Origin of the sequence: Stenotrophomonas sp. JAG2, assembly GCF_041080745.1 — a bacterium.
Taxonomy (GTDB): Bacteria; Pseudomonadota; Gammaproteobacteria; order Xanthomonadales; family Xanthomonadaceae; genus Stenotrophomonas; species Stenotrophomonas maltophilia_AA.
The window spans coordinates 71,682-90,111 of the sequence record NZ_JBEUMH010000006.1 but is presented as its reverse complement, the minus strand read 5'-3'; the positions used below and the strand labels follow the sequence as shown (position 1 = coordinate 90,111).

The following is an 18,430-nucleotide window of genomic DNA, read 5'->3' as shown; positions in this document are numbered from 1 at the left end:
GGGTTACCGGTCGTGCCGACGCTGGCCGGCAATCACGCGATGAAGGGCGGCGGCCGGCGCTATCGGGTCAGGCTGCCGGCGATGTACAGGCCAGCGAGCGCCAGGCAGGTCAGGGAACTGGCATACCAGAAGCGCGCACCGTTGTAGCCCGGGCGGACCCGGCCGATGATCAGCCCGGCCAGGCCCCGGCCGCCGAGGATGCCGATGATCCCCAGCAGCACCCAGCGGGTGCCGGGCAGCGGGCGTACCCAGCCGGCCGCCGACAAGGCATACAGCGTCCAGATGCCCAGCACGAGGGTGATCGCGGCAGTGATCAAGGCGGGTTCGGCACGCCCGGCACGGGCCAGGCGCACCATGCGTTGGCCGGCCCCGAAGAATTCATACCACGGGGCACCGAAGGCGATGCAGCCGATGTGCAGCAGCACCGCAAGCGCGGTGCCGGTGGCGGCCAGCAGCATCCAGAAGGGGGTGTCGGTCATCTCGTGCGTCGTCCGTGAGCGGGGAGCTCATGGTCGAGTGACGACAGCATCGGGGCAATCCAGGCAGCGGCCATTCGCTGGCAATTTCCGGTCGCGCTCAGGGCGCCGGACCACAGGCATAGGCCAGCACGGCCAGATGCCGCTGCGGGTCGAGCCCGAGCAGGGCCAGCACGGCGGCGTCCTCGAACGAGCCGATCGCGCAGCCGGCGGCGTGCATCGCCGCCACTTCCTGCCCCAGCGCGCCCAGCCAGACCCCGGCCTCGATCAACACGAAGCGGCCACCGCGTTCGCCGTACTTGGCCAGCGTGCCGGCCGGTTCGGCGATCAGGAACAGCACGGCCGCCGGCCGCTCCGGCCAGTCCACGCCGAGCAGCGTGGACAACGCCGGCCATGCCGGGCAGGGCCCTACCGGCACCAGCGCATGCCCGATCGGGTCGTACCAATGGATGCCCGGTTCTGCGGCGATCGCATCGTCGGTGCCGTACAGCGCGGCATACGCCTGGATCGGGTATTTGGCACCGCCGGACGGCAGGCGCCGCGTGTCACTGTCGCCGGTCCGGGCCCGCAGCGGGGCCAGCACGCGCCCCAGTTCCTGCGCGCCCCAGCGTGCGTCACCGAAACGACGGCCACTGTGGCGCTGCGCCAGGGCATCGCCGGGGTGTACCGGGTCCGGCAGGGCGACGCCGGCCGCTGCATGCAAGGGCCGTGGCGGCGACCAGGCGCGTGCGGCATCCTCGGCGATGCACGCGCGCATCACTTCAGCGCGCGCGGGATTAAGCTCGCCGTTGTGCCAGAACAGATGGAACAGCGGGGCATCCTGCCAGGGGGAAGGCGGTGACGGCATGCGGTTCTCGGGGATCAGCCCAATGGATGCGGGAAGGGGTTCGGAAACGCGCCGCTGTGCGGCACGCCGGGGTACCGCCAGGCCACGTCCTGGCAACGGCCGCCGAGGAACGGCGCACGCTCGTCGGCATGCAGGCCGCTGAGCTGCGGCGACAGCACCCGCATCACCCGCAGGCCGGCCGCGGCCACATCGGCGGTGGTCAACTCGCGGTAGTACAGCGCGATGCCGGCATGGCCCAGCCGGCGCCGCAGCAGATCGAGCTCGGCGATGGCGCGCGGCGCAGCGGGACGCATCACCTCGCCTGGTGGCGGCAGCTGCAACGTGCTGTCGCCCGCCTCCCGCAGCAGCGGCAGCTGCGGCCACAGATCCGGGCGCAGGGTGTAGAACGCGGCATGTTCGTCGAAGCTGCGCAGTGCCGCCGGTTCACGCGGAAGCCGCGCGCTTTCGCGGCCACACAGATGCGCGGCGAAGGTCAGCGCCTGCTGCCATTCCAGCAGCGCCTTGTGCAGCGCCTCACCCGGATCGGCGCGGCAGGCGATGCCGAGGACGTGCCGGGCGCGGCCTTCGAACGGGATGCCGCCCGCGACTGCGACCACCGGGTGCGGGTTCCAGTGCTGGGTCAGGTCGAAGGCCTGCAGTTCGCCCCCGCGCGCGTCCACGAATGCTTGCCATTGGGTCGGCAGCGCGATTCTCCGGCCGGCTACGCCGTTGAGCCAGGTCACCGCCAGCGCATCGCGCTCCAGCAGCTCCTGGGCCGCGCGCAGCAGCGCCAGCCAGGCGCCATCGCGGCCATCCCGCCAGGCCGCCAGGCCACTGGACGTCGACGGCAATCGCGCCTGGCCGCTGCGCGGCCCCAGTCCGACCAGTTCCTGCGGCACCCAGGCCACCCGGTTGTCATCCAGCGCATGCACCGCCGCGAACAGATCGTCGTCGCGTTCGGGCATCGGCCATGGGAAGCCCGGCGTTGCACGTTGGCGGGCCGAGAACAGCGCGAAGGCCGATTCGTCCAGGCGTTGTGCGGGCGTCAGCGCATCGCGGCGCCGCACTTCCAGGCTCGCCTGCGCCGCCGCCAGTCGCTCCAGGGCTTCGGCGACCGCGCCATCGGCGGCCGCATCGGCCTCCAGCGCGACCGCCCCCGAGACGCCCTGCCAGGGATTGGCCGGGTCGGCCGGGGTGGCGGCATTGTGTACGCGCCGTCCCTCGAACAAGGGGCCGGTGGCATCGCAGGGGTTGGCCTCGATCGGCTGGGCCGGGCGCACCAGACCGCAGCGCGGACGCGCCGCGCCATGCAGCAGGTGCGACGACAGCGTGGGCGTGTCCAGCGCCGCCGCCTGCACGGCGGCGCGGCTCATTTCAACACGCTCAGCCAGAGCATCATCTCGAGCGCGCCGACGGCGAACAGGCCCAGCAGCAGCCCGATGGCGATGCCGATGCCGCGCCCGAGCGAACGCCCCGCGCGTTCGTAGACGAGGGCATAGATGCCGAGATACAGCCCGACGGCGACGAACAGCCCGAAGATCGGGTTGGAGGTGCTCATGAAAATGCCACCGCCGATCGCGGCCAGCGGCAAGGCAAACAGGCCCAGCAGCACCCGGCTCGTGCGGCTCAGACCGGCCGTCGGCACTGTAGGCGTGGCTGACGCTGATGCCGTCTCCGGACGGTCCGGCTCCGCAGCAAGCGGCGGCTCCGGGAGCGGGGGAGGCTGCGGGGCGTGAATACCGGTGCCGGTATCGACGGGAACTGCCGTGGCGTGCGCTTCGCTGCTGTTGGCGGCGGGCGCAACGGGGTCCAGCCTGCCGAGCACCACGGCGGACAGCACCGAGGTGCCGAGCAGGGTGACGACGCAGGAACTGCAGGTGGTCGAGGTCGAGCCGCCGCCTGCGGCGGCAAGGTCCTGGCGCGAAGCACTGGCATCGAACTGGGTCGGCAGGCGATACATGGGGTCACTCCCTTGACCGAGGCGGAAACGCCCGGCGCGGGAGGCACATTATCACGGGCGCGCGGCGTCCCAAGGCAGCGGCAGCGGTGCCGGCAGCGACGCCTCGCCGCCCTGGCAGGCGGGGCACCACGGCAGCCGCAGCACCCGGTCGCGTTCCCCATGCAGGCGATGCAGGTCGAGCCAGACGCTGCGTTCGAGATAGCCCAGCAACAGCTGGGGTTGATCCAGCAAGGGGGCGACCAGCGCCGCGATCCGCGCCGGCTGCGCCGCGACGGCGGGCAGCGCCGGCACCACGGCGTCGCCCCAGCGGCGCAGCACCCGGTTGCCCAGGCAATACACGCAGGCGCTCTGGCCCGGCACCACATAGGGCCCGAGCGCGAGCGTGTGGTGATAACTGAGGTCGAGCAACAGATGCGGCTGTGCCGGCATCCGTGCGCGGTAACGGGTGAGGGCCTGTTCCCAGCCGAGCCCATGCCGGACCAGGACCAGCAGATCGGCGTCCGCAACGGCATCCACGCGCTGCAGATCCGCGCTCGCGTGCTGGTCGAAGGCGTCGGCCAATCCGGGCAGGGGTTCGCCGAGCCAATCGAGAGCATAGCGGCGCACGCTGCGCACCGCCTGCAGCGGCACCAGTACACCGAGGCGTATCAACTGGCGGACCGCCGGGCCACAGTCGGGATCGTGCTCGAGTATCGCCAGCGTGTCGTCCTGCCAGTGGCCGAGAATCCGTTCGACGACCGTCGGGGTATCCGCCTCATCGACCACGTAGAGCTCGTCGGCGCCACCGGAGACCAGCAGCAGCGGGCGCTGCGCATGTGTCTGCGAGAACACGGCCCAGGCCGGATTGCGCGTCCAGCGCGGTGCGTCCGGGTGTGGGCCTGCGTGTTGCTGACTGCCTGCTGCTGCCACTGCGTACAGTCCCTGTATCCGCGAAAGCGCAAGGATAGCGGCAAACAGGCGTGCCACGTTCTGCTAGGGTGCGCGCGTGCCCCTACCGCCTCATGCCAACCCTTCGGTCCCCCAGCCGCCCTGGCGCGAGGCCATGCTGTGGATGCTGGTGCTCGGCGCGATGTTCATCCACGGCTACAGCTGGACCAACCACTGGGCCGCCAGCCAGGGGCAGACGTACAGCCTGCACGGTCGCTGGGACGAGGTGATGCCGTTCTGGGCGTGGACGATCTGGCCGTACCTGGCGCTGAACCTGCTGTACCCGCTGACGTTCTTCCTCTGCCCGACCCGATCCGCCCTGCGCCGCCATGCGCTGGCCATCGCGCTGGTGCAGGCCGCCTGCATGCTCGCCTTCGTGTGCTGGCCGACCGGCAACGTGCGTGTTTTGCCGCAGCCGGATGGCGTGAGCGGGCTGTTGTTCGCACAGCTGCGCGCGTTCGAGGCGCCGTTCAACATGGCGCCGTCGCTGCATGCCGCGGTATTGGTGGTGGTCTGGCAGGCATGGCGGCAGTGGCTGCAGGCCGATGCGGCGGTACTGCGCTGGCTGTGGCACGGCGCCTGTGGGCTGATCCTGCTCTCGACGCTCACCACCTGGCAGCACGATCTGCTGGATGTGCTAGCCGGACTCCTGGTGGGCGCGCTGGCGCTGTGGATCACGCGCTGCATGCCGACGTCGCTGGGGCCTGACGGCTGATCCATCCTCGAAGGCGAGTGCAGGCGCGGCGGCGAGTGGGTCGGGCGCTGGGGCGCGATGCCCTTGCCGGCGAATGTCCTCCGGCGACGCCCTGCGGACGCCGCCTCCCCCTTGATTTCGCCCACAAGGGCATCGCGCCCCACGTGTCCAGGCCACCGGCGCTGCATGGAGAGCACCGGTTTTCCTTTGCATGCCGCGAGCCGGAGCCCCGTAGCGACCGGTAGGCCCCTGGGCAAAATCAAGGAGGAGGCCGTCGCCGCAAGGCGGCGGCCGGGGGACATTTGCCGAGGGGCCTACCGGTCGCTACGGGGCCCTCACGGTCGCGGCAGACCCCAGCGGAGACACGCCCAGATAGACGGTGAGACGCTGGGAGAAGAACAAAAAAAAGGCCAGCGCGAACGCTGGCCTCTCGGTATGCACCTCGGTGACGCTTACTTGCTTTCGGCGTCGGCCGGGGTGAAGTGCGGCATTGCCGCGGCGGCGCCTTCCTTCTCGGTCGAACGGCCCGCGAACTGATTGGCGAAACGCACATGGCGGGCAAACGCCGCCTCCGGGTCCTGGGCGATCGAAGCGACCAGGGCGCCGTTGAACGCATCGCCTGCACCGGTGGTGTCCAGCACCTGCACCTGCTCGGCGCCCACGCGGTAGTACGGCTGGGTGTCGCCACGCAGGTTTTCTTCAGCGTGCGAAACGAACACGCCGACCGAACCCAGCGTCACCACCACGGTGCCGTTGCCGACCAGCTTGCGGCACAGCGCATGCAGGCTCGCACCATCCAGCGCGGCGACGTCGTTGGCCTCCACGCGCTCGCCGACATGACGGCCGAGCAGGGCGGCGAACTCGGTCTCGTTCGGGGTCAGCACGTCCGCCAGCTTGAGCAGGCCGATGCTGGAGGGCGCATCGGCGGGGGCCACGTTGAGCACGGTGGTGGCACCGGCCTCACGCGCGATCGCCAGGGCGGCCTCGATGGTTTCCACCGGCGATTCCAGCTGTGCCAGCACCACCTTGGCGCCGGCCAGCAGCGCGCGCTGCTGTTCGACGAAGTCCAGGCTCAACGCTGCGTTGGCACCCGGGCCGATCACGATGGTGTTACGGCCACGGCTGTCGACATAGATGCCGCCGGTGCCGGTCGGCTCGCTGCTGGCCTCGGCGGTCAGCGCGAAGCCGTCCTGCTCGGCCAGCCCACGGGCCATCGCACCGCCGGCGTCATCGCCCAGCGCGCACAGGAACGTGGTCGGCGCGCCGGCACGGCGGGCGGCCACGGCCTGGTTGAAGCCCTTGCCGCCGGGACCGGTGCTGTAGCGGCCGGCAATGGTCGCACCCGGGGCCGGGAGCGACTCACAACGCCAGACATGATCCACATTGAAGGAACCGATTACGACGACACTGCTACTCATAAAGACTGTTTCTCAAGGAACGGATATCAGCTGAAATGCGTCAGCACGCCGGCGATGGTCGCCGTCATGAAGGTGGCAATGGTACCGCCGAGCACTGCACGCAGGCCGAACTTGGCCAGATCGTGGCGACGCTCCGGTGCCAGGCCACCAATACCACCGATCTGGATCGCGATGGAGCTGAAGTTGGCAAAACCGCACAGCGCGTAGGTCGCGATCAGGCGGCCCTCGTCGGAAAGCACCATCCCCGGCACCTGGCCGTTGACGATCTTGGACAGCTCCGAGTACGCCACGAACTCATTGATCACGACCTTCTGGCCGATCAGCGAACCCACGGTGGTGGCATCGGCCCACGGCGTACCGATCACCCAGGCGATCGGGGCCAGCAGGTAGCCGAACAGGGTCGACAGGTCGGTCGGGCGGCCGATGATCGCGGCCAGGCCGGTCACGTCACCCAGCCAGGTCAGCGGGGCGTTCAGCAGTGCGATCAACGCGATGAAGGCCAGCAGCATCGCGCCGATGTTCAGCGCCAGCTTCAGGCCGTCACCGGCACCGGCCGCGGCGGCGTCGATGATGTTGCTGGAGGTCTTCTCCACTTCCATCTTGACCGTGCCGCGGGTGAGCGGGGTGCCGGTCTCGGGCACGAGCAGCTTGGCGACCACCAGGGTCGCCGGGGCGGCCATGATGCTCGCGGCCAGCAGATGCTTGGCGTAGAAGGCCTGCTGCACCGGGTCGTTGCCGCCGAGCATGCCCACGTACGCCGCCAGCACGCCGCCGGCGATGTGCGCCATGCCGCCGATCATCATCGTGATCAGCTCGGACTGGGTCATCTTGGCGATGTACGGGCGCACGGTCAGCGGCGCCTCGGTCTGGCCGATGAAAACGCTGGCGCAGACGCTGGTGGTTTCCGCACCGGACACGCGCATGATCTTGGTGATCGCCCAGGCCATGCCGCGCACGATCATCTGCATCACGTTGAGGTGGTACATGACCCCCATCAGCGCCGAGAAGAAGATGATGGTCGGCAGCACCTGGAAGGCGAAGATGAAACCGAACTGGCTGGTGTCCATCAGGCTGCCGAAGATGAAGCCGGAGCCTTCATTGACGAAGCTCAGGATCTTGACGAAGCCCTTGCCCAGCGCGTCGAACACGTCACGGCCACCCGGGACCAGCAGCACCACCGCCGCGAAGGCGATCTGCAGTGCGATACCGGTGACGACCAGGCGCCAGTCGACAGCCCGCTTGTTGTTCGAGAACAACCAGGCAATGCCGATCAGCACTGCCAACCCGAACAGGCCGAAGCCAATCCTGCCCAAACCTTCGACCATGAGACTTCCCTTGGGGTGCCGCGAAAAACGGGAAGCCTAGAGCAGCGGCAAGGGCGGGGCAAGGAAAAGCAGCGTCCGCGAGCCGATCGGTCGTGATCGGGCCTGTATCGGCAAGGGATGGCCCGGTTTCCGCGAGGCGTGTCATGGGCCTTGAGATCAGGGCGTGCGGCCTGCGCGCGCTGCGCGCCACCCTCTACACTTACCGGTATCGATCCGGCCCGGTCGCGGGCCCGCAGCAGGAGAACCACATGCTCTATCGCCGTCTTGGCTCCACCGGCCTGAAGCTCTCGGCCCTGTCCTTCGGGGCCTGGGTGACCTTCGGCGATCAGATCGGCCGCGACGAAGCCCGCAAACTGATCGCCACCGCCTGGGATGCCGGGGTCAACTTCTTCGACAACGCCGAGGGCTATGCCCGCGGCCGCGCCGAGCAGGTGATGGGGGATGTGATCGCCGACCTGCGCCTGCCACGCGACGGCTTCTGCGTTTCCAGCAAGGTGTTCTTCGGTGCCGTCGACGACCCGCGCCCGACCCAGCACGGCCTGTCGCGCAAGCACGTGACCGACGCCTGCCACGCCGCGCTCAAGCGCCTGCGGGTGGAGTACCTGGATCTTTATTACTGCCATCGCCCGGATCCGGACACGCCGATTGCCGAGACCGTGCAGGCGATGGATACCCTGATCCGCCAGGGCAAGGTGCTGTACTGGGGCACCTCGGAGTGGTCGGCCGCGCAGATCCAGGAGGCGGTCGACATCGCCCGTGATCGCCACCTGCACGCGCCCTCGATGGAGCAGCCGCAGTACAACCTGCTGCACCGTGAGCGGGTCGAGCGCGAGTACGCCCCGCTGTACGCGGAGGCCGGCCTGGGCACCACGATCTGGTCGCCGCTGGCCTCCGGCCTGCTGACCGGCAAGTACAACGCGGGGATCGACCCGCAGTCCCGACTGGGCCAGGAACAGCTGGGCTGGTTGAGGACACAGGTGCTCGACGACGGCACCGACCGCATGGAACGGGTGCGCCGCTATACCGCACTGGCCGCGCAGCTCGGTGTTTCGCCGGCGCAGCTGGCGATCGCCTGGTGCCTGCGCAACCCCAATGTGTCCAGCGTGATCCTCGGCGCCAGCCGGGTCAGCCAGCTGGAAGAGAACCTGGGGGCGCTGGCCCTGTTCGAACAGCTGGATGAGAGCGTCTGGCAGCAGGTGGATGCGGTGTTTGGTTGATCGGGTCGGGTTGGATGTGGGGGAGCCGGCCAGCGGCCGGCACTACCTCCCACCTGCAGGGCACCTCGATGTCCTGCAAACCCGGACCGGTAGTGCCGGCCGCTGGCCGGCTCCCCAACCCTCTGAAACAGCACGCCTCGCTCAGTGTGATTGACAAAACCTATTGATAACTGGCGTTCGATCATTAATCCCATCTATTAAAGTGAGAATGGTTGTTGATTGTCAACTGAGAATCATTATCATTTGACTCGCCCCTCGCAACGAGTCCAGACGATGAACACTCAAGCTGCTGTACTGCTGCGCCCCGAAACGCTGACCCTCCGCGACCGTCTGGTCCGCGTGGTCCCACCGGAAGAAGTGATCGACAGCGAAGCCCTGCTCAAGGGACGTCGCGAAATCCTGATCCAGCACGGCGACCGGTTCTATCGCCTGCGCCATACCAGCAACGACAAGCTCATTCTGACCAAGTAATGCCGGCCCGCTGGCCGACTGCAGTACTGCCGTCCGTTGGCCGACTCCGGTACTGCCGTCCGCTGGCTGACTCCGGTAGTGCCGGCCGCTGGCCGGCTGCTTCAGCGGTCAGCGACCGTGGTCCACATCCATGCGGGTCCCGCACCTCCCCCCGCGACTCGCCATGGTCCCAGCTCTCTCCCCCTCGACACTCCGCCGTCGACTCCGGTCTCCGGCGTGGGTCGAGGGTCTCCCCCGCAACCGCCGATTGCAGGTAGATCGCCATGAGCCGCGCCCTCTCCGTCGGCCGCCCACCGGGCCGCCATCCCATCGCCGGTCTACCCTCGGCCACGCAATTGGCCTCGCTGGGTACCGTGCTGTGCCTGTACCGTCCCGACAGCAGTGAACTCGGTGGCTGGAAACACGCCGTCTCCGCGCATGCCTGCCAGGGCATGGACAGCGAAGGCATCCGCGAAAGCCTGTGCTTCGTCGATGCCCGCGGACGCTGCTGCTGGCGCCTGTATCTGCTGCCGGACAGCGATTTCCTCGCCTGGGACCGCCTGGTCTCCGCGTTCCCCGCGCGGCCCGAACCGGTCAACGACGCAGGTGTCGCCGAACGTCTCTGGCGTCGCCTCGCGGTGCGCCTGGGCAACGACGCCTGGCGCATGTGCGCGCTGCGCCTGCAGGTGGGGGAAGGCCGCGAACTCGCCGCCAGCCTGGCCTCGTTGTCGTCCCTGGGCGCCACCACCGCGCGCCGGATCGGCAACGTGGAAGGCGCCGAAGGCGAGCTGTGGGTCGATGACTGCTGCTGCGCCACCGCCGCCCGACGCGGCGGACCGTGGACCGCCGATGGCATGCCGGTGATCCAGCTGTAATGACGCACTCACTCGCCCTCGCAGGGCTGCTGCTCGCGCTCACCGCCAGTGCGCACGCCGTACCGGCCGACCCTGCGCGCGACCACGCCAGCATCCTGGCGATGCAGGGCGAATACACCGTCGACTTCGCCTTCGACGAAACCGTCCTGCTCGCACCCGGCTACGAACGCGCGCCGGCCGTGCGCACCGGCGGCAACGAAGTGGTGATCGTGGTCGAAGACACTCCGACGCGGGTGGTGCTGCAGCACCTGCTGGTCGAACCCAAGAGTGGCCACGTCACCAAGCACTGGCGCCAGGACTGGGCGTACCAGGCACCGCACCGGTTCGAGTTCAGCGCCGAACAGACCTGGCAGGTGCGCCCGATTCCCGCAGCGCTCACCCGCGGCGCCTGGACCCAATGCGTCTATGAAGTCAGCGACGCACCGCGCTACTGCGGCACCGGCCGCTGGACCTACGACAACGGCATCACCGCGTGGACCAGCGACCTCAGCTGGCGCCCCCTGCCGCGCCGCGAATACACCCGCCGCAGCGACTACAACGCGCTCGCGGTGATCAACCGGCACACGCGCACCCCGAACGGTTGGACCCACGAGCAGTTCAACACCAAGATCCTGCGGCACCCCGACGGCACGCAGACACCGATCGCACGTGAGTTCGGCTTCAACGATTACAACAAGACCACCGAGGTGGACTTCAAGCCCGCCTACGCCTACTGGACCGCCACGGCGGGTTACTGGGCGAAGGTGCGCCAGCGCTGGGACGGCTTCCTCGGGCAGGCACCGGGCGTGCACCTGAAAACCACACCCGACGGCATGGCCATGATCATCCCGCTGTTCACCCAGGCCCAGGACATCCAGGACGGCAAGACAGTGGCGGACACCGAGATCGACGCCGTCTTCCAGCAGTGGGTGGAAAAAGCACCGACAGAACGCGCGCGCTGACGCAGCCGCAACCGGTGGCGCTCGCTTCCATCGCCGAACGTCGAAGTAGCACACTGCCCGATCGACTGTCGTGCCAACTGCGGACCAAACGCTTGCCTATCCGCCCAAAGCCATCCATCGAGAAGGATGGCGGGTAGCCCTGCCCAGGACCGTCAGGGCGCCAAGGATGGCGCCCACGAGCCCCCAAGGATGGGTTTACGGCGCGTCCTGGGCAGGGCTGCCCGCCAGCCTTCAGGCCATGAACGCCAAGACGCCGTCGCTTTCGCTTTGACGCCGTCGCTTTCGCTTTCAGTGCAACGGCGCCCCAAACTCACGCCTCCCGAAGCGCCAACGCCGGCGGCGTATGCAGGATCCGCCGCGTGCCCCACCAGCCGGCCAGCATGCTCAACACAACCCCCAGCGCGCCGCCCACCAGCAACGGCACCCACGGCGGGCTCAGCGTCAACTCGAACACCTGCCGCGCCACCACACTGCCCAGCAGCGCCGCCGTGCCCACGGCCAACAACGCCGACAACAGGCCGAGCGCACCAAACTCCACCAGCACCGCACCGCGCAGCTGACGGCGCGTCGCCCCCAGCGTACGCAGCACCGCACTGTCGTAGCGCCGCTCGCCGGCCGTGGCCTGCAACGCCGCCAGCAACACCAGCAGGCCGGCCAACAGGCTGAAGCCCATCACCAGCTGCACCGCCTGCGTCACCCGGTTGATCACTTCGCGCACCCGCTCCAGGATGCCGTCGATATCCAGCAGCGAAATGTTCGGGTACTCCCGCGTCAGCCCGGCCAGTGCCGGCGCCTGCGCGCGCGGCAGATGGAACGCGGTGATCAGGTTGTAGGGCGCATCGGCCACCGCGCCTTCGTTGAGCAGCAGGAAGAAATTGACCCGGAACGAATCCCAGTCCGCCTTGCGGATGCTGGTGACCGTGAAGCTGCGCTCTTGGTCGCCCATCTGCAGCGTCACCGTATCGCCCAGCTTCATCCCGTAGCGCTCGGCCCAGCCCTGCTCGATCGAGGCCTCGGCGGCCGTGCTTCCGGCCTTCCAGAACGTTCCGCTGAGCAGCGTATTGGCCGGCGGGAAATCGTGCCGCCACGAGAAGTTGACCGGCCGGTTGGCATCGTCATCCTCGTTGCTGTTGTCCTCGCGCGCCTGCCGCTGCGGCGGCCGGTCGTTGACCGCCAGCAGGCGGCCGGTACTGAACGGCTCGATGCCCGGCGCGACCACCCCGAGCCCACCCAACGTCGCCAGCACCGCATCGCGCTGCTCGGGCTGGATGTTCATCAGGAAGTAGTTCGGCGTATCGGTCGGCAGGCGGTCGCGCCACTGCGCCAGCAGCCCCGGACCGATCACCGACAGCAACAACAATGCACACAGCGACAGCGACAGGCCGACCAGCTGCATCACCGCCAGCCCGCGCCGGCGCGTCAACGAGGCCAGGCCCAGCTTCCAGCGCCCACGCAGGCGCGGCTGCAGCCCACGCAGCAGCCACAGCAGCAGCGCGCCGAGCGCACCGGCGAGGGCCGCCAGCGCCGCCAGCCCACCCAGCACCCACGTCGCCAGTTTCACATCGCCGGTGGCCTGCACGGTCAGTGCCACGGTCGCGGCCAGCGCGGCGGCATAGACCAGCATGGAACTCGGCGGCAGCGCGGCGAAGCTGCGGTTGAGCACGCGCATCGGCGGCACGCTGCGCAGGCGCAGCAGCGGCGGCAGGCCGAAGCCCAGCAGCAGTACCAGTCCGATGCCCGCTCCACTCAGCGCCGGTGTGGCCTGTGGCAGCGGCAGGCGGTTCGGAATCAATCCACCCAGTGCCTGCACCAGCCCGGCCTGTGCGGCCATGCCCAGGCCGATGCCGACCAGGCAGGCCGGCACCGCCAGCATCACCAGCTGCAGCGCCATCGCCGAAAGGATGTCGCGCTGGCGCGCGCCCAGGCAGCGCAGGATCGCGACCTGGTCGATGCGTCGCATCGCGAAGCGGTTGGCCGCCAGTGCGGTGGCGACACCGGCCAGCAACACCGCCAGCAACGCGGCCAGCGAGAGGAAGCGCCCGGCCAGGTCGAACGCACCGCGTACACCGCGCTGGGCGTCGGCGATGCCGACGATCCGGTAGCCCTTGGCCTGCGGTGTGAGCCATTCGCGGAAGGCCTCGATCTGCGCCTGGTCACCCGCGAACATCATGCGATAGGACGCGCGGCTGCCCGGCCCGAGCAGGCCGGCGCGATCGACATCGATGCGGTTCACCAGCAGCGGCGGCGACAGCTGCATCAGCTCACCGGAGGTGTCAGGCTCGGCCTGCAGCACCCGGGTCACGGTCAGCGCGCCCGCACCGAACTCCAGCGCATCGCCCACCTGCAGGCCAAGCGCCTGCATCAGCCGTGGATCGGCATACGCTTCGCCCGGCGGCGGCGTTCCCGCGGTTTCACTGGCGCTGTCGTGCAGGGTGCGGCTGACCCGCAGTTCGCCACGCAGCGGATAGCCGTCGGCGACCGCCTTGATGTTGGCCATCTGGCTGTCATCGCCATGGAACAGCACGCTGGGGAAACTGACCATGCGCGTCGTCGCCAGGCCGCGCTCGCGCGCTGCATCGGCGAAGGTCTGTGGAACATCCTCGCGCCCGCTCAGGCCGAGGTCGCCGCCGAGCATTTCCGCCGCGCTGCTGGTCAATGCCAGCGTGACCCGGTTGACCAGGGTCCCGACCGCGGTCATCACCGCCACGCCCAGCACCAGCGCGGCGAACACGGTCAGCAGATCGCCGGCGAGGAACTCGCGGCGCAGCGCACGCGCCGCGTGGCGCACGACGTTCATGCGCCCGCGCCGGCAACGGTGTCGGCCAGGCGGCCACCGTCGAGCTGGTAGATGCGCTCGCAGCGCTGGGCCAGGCGCAGGTCGTGGGTGACCAGCACCAGGGTGGTATCGCTGGTGGCGTTGAGCGCGAACAGCAGGTCGCTGATCTGCTGCCCGGTGGCCTGGTCCAGGCTGCCGGTCGGCTCATCGGCGAACAGGATGCGCGGCCGCGCCACGAACGCGCGGGCCAGCGCCACACGCTGCTGCTCGCCGCCGGAGAGCTGGCGCGGGTAATGGCGTGCACGGTGGCCCAGGCCGACCTGCTCCAGCACCTCGCGCACGCGTGCGGCATCTTCGCGGCCGGCCAGTTCCAGCGGCAGCGCGATGTTCTCTTCGGCGGTCAAGGCCGGCAGCAGGTGGAAGCTCTGGAAGACGAAGCCGACCTCGCGGGCGCGCAGCTGCGCGCGGGCTTCCTCATCGAGCGCGTTGAGCTCGGCACCCGCCAGCGCGATCGTGCCGTGGCTGGGCAGGTCCAATCCAGCGAGCAGGCCGAGCAGGGTGGTCTTGCCCGAACCTGAAGCGCCGACGATCGCCACGCTCTCGCCTTCATGGACGGTCATGTCAATGTTGTCCAGTATGTGGACTTCACCCTCCGGGCCACGTGCGGACTTGCCCACGTTGTGGGCGGCGATGGCGACGGGCGCGCTGCGGGGGGACAGGCTGTCGATGAGGATTCTCCAATGAACCAAGCAAACGGAAGGGGCCGCGCGGCCTCGATGGGCTGGCTGCTGGCATGGTTGCTGCTGATGCCGATGCTGGCCTGTGCCAAAGGTCCGGACACCCGTGCGGCGGTGCTGGTGGTCGGCGACAGCCTCAGTGCCGCCCACAATATCCCGGCCGCGTCGGGCTGGGTAAACCTGCTTCAGCAGCGGGTCAAACAACAGATCACGCCCCCGCCGGCGATCATCAATGCCAGCATCAGCGGCGAAACCACCGCCGGCGCGCTGACCCGCCTGCCCGGGCTGCTGGAGAAGCACCGGCCGTCCGTGGTGGTGATCGAGCTGGGCGGCAACGATGCGCTGCGCGGGCTGTCCCCGGCGCAACTGCGCGGAAACCTGGAAAAGATGATCGTGGCCAGCCAGAAGGCGGGCGCGAAGGTGCTGCTGCTGGGCATCGACGTGCCGCCCAACTACGGCCCGGCCTACCGCCAGCGCCTGCGCCAGACCTATGCGGAGCTGGCCAAGGCGTACAAGGTGCCGCTGCTGCCGTTCCTGCTGGAAGGCGTGGCGTTGAAGCCGAACCTGATGCAGGCCGACGGGTTGCACCCCACCGCGGCTGCGCAGCCGCAGGTGCTGGAGAACGTCTGGCCGCTGCTCAAACCCCTGCTGTGATCGATGTGCGGTGAACTTCACGCCGCGTCCACCGGCGATGCGGCATGTTTCACAAAGCTGAAGAAAGAGGGAATCCCATGCGTCAGACAAAGGAGACCTCCGGCCTGGTGCTGGTGGTCGAAGACAACCGTAATATTTCCGAGATGATCGGCGAGTACCTGGAAGGGCGCGGCTTCGAAGTCGACTACGCCCAGGATGGGCTGGACGGTTATCGTCTGGCGGCCGAGAACAGCTACGACGTGGTCGTGCTGGACCTGATGCTGCCGCGTCTGGACGGCATCGAAGTCTGTCGCCGGCTGCGCAACGACGCCCGCAAGTCGACGCCGGTGCTGATGCTGACCGCGCGCGACACGCTGGACGACAAGCTCACCGGCCTGGGGTTCGGCGCCGATGACTACCTGACCAAGCCGTTCGCGATCCAGGAACTGGAAGCCCGCCTGCGCGCGCTGATCCGCCGCGAGCGTCGCCAGGTCGGCTCGGAAGTGCTCAAGGTCGCCGACCTTGTGCTCGATCCGGTCAGCATGCGCGCCACCCGTGCCGGGACCGAACTGCAGCTCTCGCCGATCGGCCTGCGCCTGCTGACGATCCTCATGCGCGAATCGCCGCGCGTGGTGACCCGCCAGGAAATCGAACGCGAGATCTGGGGCAATGGCCTGCCCGACTCGGACACCCTGCGCAGCCATCTGTACAACCTGCGCAAGATCATCGACAAGCCGTTCGACCGCCCGCTGCTGCACACCGTGCAGAGTGCCGGTTACCGTATTGCCGATATCGCCCAGCCGATGAGCTGATGGGCGGTCGATCGCCGCTCGGCCGCCTGCGGGCGGCATGAGCGATCCGATCCTCCGGGACCCTCTGGAGCATGACGGCCCGGCGTTTGCCGGGCCGTTGTCATGGTTTGCACGATGGACTCACGGCAAGCTTTCCTATAATCGCCGCGAACCGCCCTGGACCCCGTAATGCCGCACGGTCTGCCGCGCAAGATCCGCATCGTCTTCATCCTGCAAGCCGTGCTGGCCAGCCTGGGCATCCTGCTGGGTGCCTGGCTGGTATCGCTGGTGATCAAGCACAGCCTGGTCAGCAGCGCACTGAAGGAAGAGGCCGGCTACTACTGGCAACTGCACGAGGCCTCGCCGGTGCAGCCGCCGCCCAATACCCAGAACATCCGCGGCTACCTGCTCGAGACAGGTCAGTCGCCGCTGAGCCTGCCGGCCAACCTGCGCACGCTCACGCCCGGCTTCCATGAGCTCAAGGACGACGACCAGCTGGTGCTGGTCGATGCGCGCCCGGAAGGCCGCCTGTACCTGGTGTTCCTGCGCTCACGCGCGGAGTTGCTGGCGTTCTGGTTCGGCATCGTGCCGGTGCTGCTGACGCTGCTGGCCGTCTATGGCGCCTCGTGGATCACCTACCGCGCGTCCAAACGCCTGGTGTCACCGGTCAACTGGCTGGCCCGGCGCGTCTCGCGCTGGGATCCGGGGCACCCGGAAGCGGCCGATCTGGCCCCGGCCAAGCTGCCCGCCGACATGCAGGGCGAGACCCGCCAGCTCGCGGCCGCGCTGCACTCGCTGGCGACCAAGGTCACCGCGCATGTCGCGCGCGAGCGCAACTTCACCCGCGATGCCAGCCACGAACTGCGCACGCCGCTCACCGTGATCCGCGTGGCCAGCGACATGGCGCTGGGCGACCAGGACATGACGCCGCGGCTGCGTCGCGGCCTGCAGCGCATCCAGCGCGCCGGACGCGACATGGAGGCGGTGATCGATGCCTTCCTGATCCTCGCCCGCGAGGCCGATGTCGAGCCGCAGGTCGAGCTGTTCGACGTCAACGAGATCGTCCGCTACGAGGTGGACAACGCCCGCGAGCTGATCGCCGGGCGGCCCGTGGAAATCCATCTGCACAGCAGCGGCCCGGTGATGCTGCACGCACCGCCGCGGGTGCTGCAGGTGGTGGTCAGCAACCTGCTGCGCAACGCCTGCAGCTATACCGACGAAGGCCGCATCGACGTCGACGTCGAAGCCGACCGCGTGGTCGTGCGCGACACGGGGATCGGCATGTCCGCCGAAGCGCTGGGCCGTGCCTTCGAGCCGTTCTATCGCGCCGAGCCCAGCCGCCCGCAGGGCACCGGGCTGGGGCTGTCGATCGTGCGCCGGCTGTGCGACCGCTTCGGCTGGAAGATCGGCCTGGCCAGCGAGCCCGGGCAGGGCACGCAGGCCACGATCCACTACCGCTGAGCCGCGCTCAGTCGCACTGCACCTTGGGCGCCAGCGCAGCCCGCCAGATCGCATAGCCTTCCGGCGTCATGTGCAGCATGTCCTCGCGGAACAGTGCCGCGCGCGGCTGGCCGTCGGCGCCGAGCATCGGCGTGTAGACATCGGTGTAGCCGGTGTTGGGCAGGGTGGCCAGCGCCTTCCTGATCAGCCCGTTGGCTTCCACCACCGCCGGCAGCAGCTGCGCGCGCGAGGGGCTGGGCTTGATCGAGATGATCTCCACCGTGGTCTTCGGCAGGTCGCGGTGCACGCGGTTGACGAAGGCCACCACGTCGTCGCGGACCTGCGCCGGGCTGCGGCCGCTGTTGAGGTCGTTGTCGCCGGCGTAGAAGAACACCTTGCACGGCGCATACGGGATCACGATGCGGTCGGCATACCAGGTGCTGTCACGCACTTCCGAACCGCCGAAGCCGCGGTTGAACACCGGCTGGCCCGGGAAATCGGCCGCCAGGCTCTCCCACATCCGGATCGACGAGCTGCCGATGAACTCGATGCCGCCGCGCGGTGGCGGACTGGCCGCGTCCTGTTCCGCGAACTGCGCCATGTCGCCGGCCCAGGCCACGTTGGAGACCTGGGTCGGCACCTGCGGCGCGGCAGGGGCCGGCGTGCGCGCCAGCGCGGGCAGGGCGGCGCCCAGGGCAAGGGCGAGCAGAAGGGGGCGGGCACGGCGGTGCAGCATGGACGACTCCTGTGGTGGGGCACCGAAGGCGCCCGGACGGGTAGGTGTTCATCATAGAAGCTGCCGCCGGGCCGCGCTTTACCACGGACGGGCGTTGGCCGCCTTCGACAATGCCCCGACCGGCTTATGGCAAAATGAGGGATTGCCTGCCCCATTCAGCGATGCCCATGACCGTCTGCCGTGTGCTGTTCCTGCCGTTCCGGCCCGC

18 protein-coding genes are annotated in these 18,430 nt (G+C 68.9%); 8 read left to right on the top strand and 10 right to left on the bottom strand.

All coding sequences use genetic code 11. The features are described from left to right. Positions 1 to 59 precede the first annotated feature (59 nt). The 5 genes from AB9O74_RS09420 to AB9O74_RS09400 form a co-directional block, all read right to left on the bottom strand. Positions 60 to 479 carry a hypothetical protein gene (locus tag AB9O74_RS09420; RefSeq protein ID WP_369349133.1) on the bottom strand — a complete coding sequence of 140 codons (420 nt, stop codon included), beginning with the start codon at positions 477 to 479 and terminating at the stop codon, positions 60 to 62. 97 nt (positions 480 to 576) lie between these two features. Beyond that, on the bottom strand, positions 577 to 1,323 hold the full coding sequence (locus tag AB9O74_RS09415; RefSeq protein WP_369349132.1) for a SagB/ThcOx family dehydrogenase: 747 nt from the start codon (positions 1,321 to 1,323) through the stop codon (positions 577 to 579). Positions 1,324 to 1,337: 14 nt separating this feature from the next. Beyond that, complete coding sequence (locus AB9O74_RS09410) at positions 1,338 to 2,675, bottom strand: YcaO-like family protein (protein ID WP_369349131.1); 1,338 nt, start codon at positions 2,673 to 2,675, stop codon at positions 1,338 to 1,340. Continuing rightward, a complete protein-coding gene (locus AB9O74_RS09405; RefSeq protein WP_369349130.1) occupies positions 2,672 to 3,262 on the bottom strand; it encodes a hypothetical protein in 591 nt (196 codons plus the stop codon). Before AB9O74_RS09405 ends, AB9O74_RS09410 begins: the two co-directional genes overlap by 4 nt. Positions 3,263 to 3,313: 51 nt before the next feature. After that, positions 3,314 to 4,093 carry a hypothetical protein gene (locus AB9O74_RS09400; protein ID WP_369349129.1) on the bottom strand — a complete coding sequence of 260 codons (780 nt, stop codon included), beginning with the start codon at positions 4,091 to 4,093 and terminating at the stop codon, positions 3,314 to 3,316. 211 nt (positions 4,094 to 4,304) lie between these two features. On the opposite strand from AB9O74_RS09400, the gene AB9O74_RS09395 reads away from it, so the two are divergent. After that, entirely contained in the window at positions 4,305 to 4,904 is a 600-nt protein-coding gene (locus AB9O74_RS09395; protein WP_369349128.1) for a hypothetical protein, read from the top strand. A gap of 431 nt (positions 4,905 to 5,335) precedes the next feature. Here the strand turns inward: AB9O74_RS09395 and AB9O74_RS09390 are convergent, their stop codons facing one another. After that, positions 5,336 to 6,301, bottom strand: coding sequence for a ribokinase (locus AB9O74_RS09390; protein ID WP_346491330.1), 966 nt, complete (start codon positions 6,299 to 6,301; stop codon positions 5,336 to 5,338). A 26-nt stretch (positions 6,302 to 6,327) separates the two neighbouring features. Beyond that, positions 6,328 to 7,626, bottom strand: a complete 1,299-nt coding sequence (locus AB9O74_RS09385) for a NupC/NupG family nucleoside CNT transporter (RefSeq protein ID WP_176990364.1) — start codon at positions 7,624 to 7,626, stop codon at positions 6,328 to 6,330. A 248-nt stretch (positions 7,627 to 7,874) separates the two neighbouring features. Between AB9O74_RS09385 and AB9O74_RS09380 the strand changes: the two genes are divergently transcribed. From AB9O74_RS09380 to AB9O74_RS09365, 4 genes are all read left to right on the top strand, one after another. Next, a complete protein-coding gene (locus tag AB9O74_RS09380) occupies positions 7,875 to 8,843 on the top strand; it encodes a potassium channel beta subunit family protein (RefSeq protein WP_369349127.1) in 969 nt (322 codons plus the stop codon). 273 nt (positions 8,844 to 9,116) lie between these two features. Continuing rightward, positions 9,117 to 9,314 carry a hemin uptake protein HemP gene (gene hemP / locus AB9O74_RS09375; RefSeq protein ID WP_369349126.1) on the top strand — a complete coding sequence of 66 codons (198 nt, stop codon included), beginning with the start codon at positions 9,117 to 9,119 and terminating at the stop codon, positions 9,312 to 9,314. A 263-nt stretch (positions 9,315 to 9,577) separates the two neighbouring features. Further along, positions 9,578 to 10,168 carry a Hemin transport protein gene (locus tag AB9O74_RS09370; protein WP_176990362.1) on the top strand — a complete coding sequence of 197 codons (591 nt, stop codon included), beginning with the start codon at positions 9,578 to 9,580 and terminating at the stop codon, positions 10,166 to 10,168. Beyond that, complete coding sequence (locus tag AB9O74_RS09365; RefSeq protein ID WP_369349125.1) at positions 10,168 to 11,109, top strand: DUF6607 family protein; 942 nt, start codon at positions 10,168 to 10,170, stop codon at positions 11,107 to 11,109. Before AB9O74_RS09370 ends, AB9O74_RS09365 begins: the two co-directional genes overlap by 1 nt. A gap of 310 nt (positions 11,110 to 11,419) precedes the next feature. Here AB9O74_RS09365 and AB9O74_RS09360 read toward each other — a convergent pair whose 3' ends face one another. Next, entirely contained in the window at positions 11,420 to 13,906 is a 2,487-nt protein-coding gene (locus AB9O74_RS09360) for an ABC transporter permease (protein WP_369349124.1), read from the bottom strand. After that, positions 13,903 to 14,505 carry an ABC transporter ATP-binding protein gene (locus tag AB9O74_RS09355; protein ID WP_176990359.1) on the bottom strand — a complete coding sequence of 201 codons (603 nt, stop codon included), beginning with the start codon at positions 14,503 to 14,505 and terminating at the stop codon, positions 13,903 to 13,905. The genes AB9O74_RS09360 and AB9O74_RS09355 overlap by 4 nt, the downstream gene beginning before the upstream one ends. A gap of 120 nt (positions 14,506 to 14,625) precedes the next feature. Between AB9O74_RS09355 and AB9O74_RS09350 the strand changes: the two genes are divergently transcribed. From AB9O74_RS09350 to AB9O74_RS09340, 3 genes are all read left to right on the top strand, one after another. Continuing rightward, positions 14,626 to 15,276 (top strand): arylesterase, encoded by a 651-nt coding sequence (locus tag AB9O74_RS09350; RefSeq protein WP_369349123.1) that lies wholly within the window; start codon positions 14,626 to 14,628, stop codon positions 15,274 to 15,276. 77 nt (positions 15,277 to 15,353) lie between these two features. Continuing rightward, the gene (locus AB9O74_RS09345; RefSeq protein ID WP_019182442.1) at positions 15,354 to 16,067 is read left to right on the top strand and encodes a response regulator transcription factor; all 714 of its coding nucleotides are present in this window, start codon (positions 15,354 to 15,356) and stop codon (positions 16,065 to 16,067) included. Positions 16,068 to 16,235: 168 nt separating this feature from the next. Continuing rightward, a complete protein-coding gene (locus tag AB9O74_RS09340; RefSeq protein ID WP_369349122.1) occupies positions 16,236 to 17,507 on the top strand; it encodes a sensor histidine kinase in 1,272 nt (423 codons plus the stop codon). 7 nt (positions 17,508 to 17,514) lie between these two features. Here AB9O74_RS09340 and AB9O74_RS09335 read toward each other — a convergent pair whose 3' ends face one another. Beyond that, positions 17,515 to 18,222, bottom strand: a complete 708-nt coding sequence (locus AB9O74_RS09335) for an SGNH/GDSL hydrolase family protein (RefSeq protein WP_369349121.1) — start codon at positions 18,220 to 18,222, stop codon at positions 17,515 to 17,517. Positions 18,223 to 18,430 lie beyond the last annotated feature (208 nt).

Excerpts from the sequence above, each read along its gene's own strand:
- AB9O74_RS09370 (WP_176990362.1), top strand. The coding sequence starts at position 9,578 with ATGAGCCGCGCCCTCTCCGTCGGCCGCCCACCGGGCCGCCATCCCATC.
- AB9O74_RS09365 (WP_369349125.1), top strand. The coding sequence starts at position 10,168 with ATGACGCACTCACTCGCCCTCGCAGGGCTGCTGCTCGCGCTCACCGCC.
- AB9O74_RS09395 (WP_369349128.1), top strand. The coding sequence starts at position 4,305 with ATGCTGTGGATGCTGGTGCTCGGCGCGATGTTCATCCACGGCTACAGC.
- AB9O74_RS09385 (WP_176990364.1), bottom strand. The coding sequence starts at position 7,626 with ATGGTCGAAGGTTTGGGCAGGATTGGCTTCGGCCTGTTCGGGTTGGCA.
- AB9O74_RS09380 (WP_369349127.1), top strand. The coding sequence starts at position 7,875 with ATGCTCTATCGCCGTCTTGGCTCCACCGGCCTGAAGCTCTCGGCCCTG.
- AB9O74_RS09340 (WP_369349122.1), top strand. The coding sequence starts at position 16,236 with ATGCCGCACGGTCTGCCGCGCAAGATCCGCATCGTCTTCATCCTGCAA.
- AB9O74_RS09350 (WP_369349123.1), top strand. The coding sequence starts at position 14,626 with ATGAACCAAGCAAACGGAAGGGGCCGCGCGGCCTCGATGGGCTGGCTG.
- AB9O74_RS09405 (WP_369349130.1), bottom strand. The coding sequence starts at position 3,262 with ATGTATCGCCTGCCGACCCAGTTCGATGCCAGTGCTTCGCGCCAGGAC.
- AB9O74_RS09410 (WP_369349131.1), bottom strand. The coding sequence starts at position 2,675 with ATGAGCCGCGCCGCCGTGCAGGCGGCGGCGCTGGACACGCCCACGCTG.
- AB9O74_RS09355 (WP_176990359.1), bottom strand. The coding sequence starts at position 14,505 with ATGACCGTCCATGAAGGCGAGAGCGTGGCGATCGTCGGCGCTTCAGGT.
- hemP (WP_369349126.1), top strand. The coding sequence starts at position 9,117 with ATGAACACTCAAGCTGCTGTACTGCTGCGCCCCGAAACGCTGACCCTC.
- AB9O74_RS09345 (WP_019182442.1), top strand. The coding sequence starts at position 15,354 with ATGCGTCAGACAAAGGAGACCTCCGGCCTGGTGCTGGTGGTCGAAGAC.
- AB9O74_RS09360 (WP_369349124.1), bottom strand. The coding sequence starts at position 13,906 with ATGAACGTCGTGCGCCACGCGGCGCGTGCGCTGCGCCGCGAGTTCCTC.
- AB9O74_RS09390 (WP_346491330.1), bottom strand. The coding sequence starts at position 6,301 with ATGAGTAGCAGTGTCGTCGTAATCGGTTCCTTCAATGTGGATCATGTC.
- AB9O74_RS09420 (WP_369349133.1), bottom strand. The coding sequence starts at position 479 with ATGACCGACACCCCCTTCTGGATGCTGCTGGCCGCCACCGGCACCGCG.
- AB9O74_RS09415 (WP_369349132.1), bottom strand. The coding sequence starts at position 1,323 with ATGCCGTCACCGCCTTCCCCCTGGCAGGATGCCCCGCTGTTCCATCTG.
- AB9O74_RS09335 (WP_369349121.1), bottom strand. The coding sequence starts at position 18,222 with ATGCTGCACCGCCGTGCCCGCCCCCTTCTGCTCGCCCTTGCCCTGGGC.